Source organism: Legionella gresilensis, assembly GCF_900639865.1.
GTDB classification, from domain to species: Bacteria; Pseudomonadota; Gammaproteobacteria; order Legionellales; family Legionellaceae; genus Legionella_C; species Legionella_C gresilensis.
This window is the reverse complement of record NZ_CAAAHX010000025.1, coordinates 14839-17205: the sequence shown is the minus strand read 5'-3', so window position 1 is coordinate 17205 and position 2367 is coordinate 14839. Positions and strand designations below refer to the sequence as shown.

Below are 2367 nucleotides of genomic sequence, written 5' to 3'. Positions count from 1 at the left end.
TCTGGCATCGAAAAACTGACAAAGACTGATATCGTGCTGGCAGACAGAGAATTCATAACAAAATATCCAAGAAACAAAGTGAGCGCCTTTCTAGTCATCTCTTTCTCCAAACTACATATAGGTACAGTTGCGTTTTCGCCACACTAAAAAACCGTATTGGTCAGGCGTATGCGGCTTAATTTTTCCTGCTTCCCACATGAGCGTACTATGGCCGGAGGAATAGCAGTGTTTTCCATCCGCAACCTGATTGACCATTTCATAGCGGTAACGTGATTTAGGGGTCACGGAATAATGATGTTCTGTGCAAATCGCACTTAAAGCGGCACTGGAATCAGACACTAAAAGCTCACGATGCAGCTTGTAATTTAAGCGCTCGGTTAACAACAGTGCGGTTTGCACAGGTGAGAGTGAGGCATTGACATGTCCTGTCAGCGGATAATGGGTGCCTTGGCTTCCTGCACACCAAAAAAGACTATCGAGCGGTTTGTTCGCAAGCGTGGAAGAGAGCGCATCTGCCGCGCACGCACTTGCCGTAATTGGATTACCAAACAAGACCGACTCTGGACTTAACACAAAGCTCATTTCAGAATCTTGCCAAGTGGGGTCAAGCTCGGTGAGATAAGCAATATCAAAATCGCCTACCTGCAGACAACCGCTTGAGGTAATGAGGTTTAACCAGTTAATAAGGGGGTACTTATACCAATGCACATGGAAAAATGCGCGTTGTTGACCATTACCTACCACATGGCGCCCGCCTCTAGCGGCTTTTAATCCTAAATTTAATTTAGTTCCGCCCAGATTAACCAAACAATAAGGCGTATCGGTGACATCCGTCAGTGCGATGGGCTCCCAAAACCCGATATTTAACCCAACGCGCATACCCATGCTTGACGGACAAACACCAATGGGGCTTGAAGCATTATTGGTATCAGGAAGTGGGGATTGCACCACCTTCGTATTGCCAATGGACAAGGGAAATAAGCAACGCCAACAGACATCTGTCAGAGGATTAACAAAATGCCCGGTGCACTGCTTAGCCTGTGTTAAAGAAGAAAGGAAAAGACTAAGGATGAATAAAATCAGTCTAAAGGACATCACCACTCTCCTTAATTGCAAGCTCCACAATGACAAGCTGATTGCCCTCGCGGGCAACAATTGCAGGGACATGTGCAATGTTTAACTTGGTAACAATCCGCCCCGCCTGGTCAAAGTAAATAACAGACTGTAGTCTCTTCTCAGCTGCCTGCACGCTACCCCCCGTTAAAATGAGCTTGGGATGTGCGAATCGCTTTAGCTGCGTTGCCGCCCAACGAAGTTGTGCTTCATCATCACCATTGAAAAAAAGCCAGCAGGGTTCATAGGTCGGCAGGCGCGCAAGTGCATTCACCTGCGTGCCGGCTGCATACAGAATGCGGCCATCACTATTTGTTATATCCTGACTTAACTTAATTTCAGGCACATAGTAATGCCGCGCTGACTGATGAATTCGGGTTAAACCTAGTGGTTTGGGACGGTTGGCATGACGCGCGACCGTTTGAATCCAACGCTCATTTAACGAAGCCAACTCGCCACTGTTCATTGATGTTCTTAGGCGCTCTTCAATGAGGATTAAAAAGCTTTTTTCAGCCACAGGAAAAACCTCCCCAATAACACCAAAGGATGTCGCGCAAGCTTGTCCAACCTGCAGCAAAATAATGACTGCGCACAAGAAATGCTTCATGATTGCTGCCTCATGAGGCCACTTACTTCGGCTGTTATGTCATCGGTGATATCAAGACCACCAGCAAGCATTAGTTTTCGCTCAATAATAATGACGTGATGACGCGAAGCATACGCGTTTAAGACTTGATTGAGTGCCGAGTTAAACCGCCTTGTTGTGCGCCTAACTTGCGCTTCAGCGGCATTAAGCTCGGCTAATTGCCGAATAAATTGGCCTTCTATTTTCTCCTTATTTAAAAAAACGAGGGTTTCGCGAGGGCTCAAACCGTAAAAGGGGATAGCTGTTATAGTGATGACTAAAAACGCCAAAGCCGCCAGAGATATTAATCGCATAATTCATCCCCATAGTAATGCTTTGCTACCTCTCGCACAGCGTCAGCTAGGACCATGCCCTCTCTCATCAAAGACTCAATGGCGCTTACCTCTTCCCCTGAGGTGGAAAAAAGAACGCGCAAGAAGGGGTCACAAAAATAACGATGAAACGTAGTCACATTGCCAAATTGAATCATTAAATTAGAAAAGCCTTGTGTTTTGGCTTCCCCAAAGGAGTCAATAACCCGTGCTTGAAGTGCACTAAAATGATTGGGATGTTCTTCTAGGTACTCCTTAAACGAACCCTGACGCATAATGATTTTGGTATCACTACTT

3 protein-coding genes and 1 pseudogene are annotated in these 2367 nt (G+C 46.0%); all 4 read right to left on the bottom strand.

What is annotated here, in order from left to right; genetic code table 11:
• Positions 1 to 111 precede the first annotated feature (111 nt).
• Positions 112 to 1095, bottom strand: a complete 984-nt coding sequence (gene traU / locus E1P04_RS16770; RefSeq protein WP_131784017.1) for a conjugal transfer pilus assembly protein TraU — start codon at positions 1093 to 1095, stop codon at positions 112 to 114.
• Positions 1085 to 1720 carry a type-F conjugative transfer system protein TraW gene (gene traW / locus E1P04_RS16765; protein WP_131784016.1) on the bottom strand — a complete coding sequence of 212 codons (636 nt, stop codon included), beginning with the start codon at positions 1718 to 1720 and terminating at the stop codon, positions 1085 to 1087. The genes traU and traW overlap by 11 nt, the downstream gene beginning before the upstream one ends.
• Complete coding sequence (locus E1P04_RS16760) at positions 1717 to 2052, bottom strand: TrbI F-type domain-containing protein (RefSeq protein WP_131784015.1); 336 nt, start codon at positions 2050 to 2052, stop codon at positions 1717 to 1719. The genes traW and E1P04_RS16760 overlap by 4 nt, the downstream gene beginning before the upstream one ends.
• Positions 2043 to 2367, bottom strand: a pseudogene (locus tag E1P04_RS16755) (type IV secretion system protein TraC); the annotation flags it as partial. The gene E1P04_RS16760 and the pseudogene E1P04_RS16755, both read right to left, overlap by 10 nt.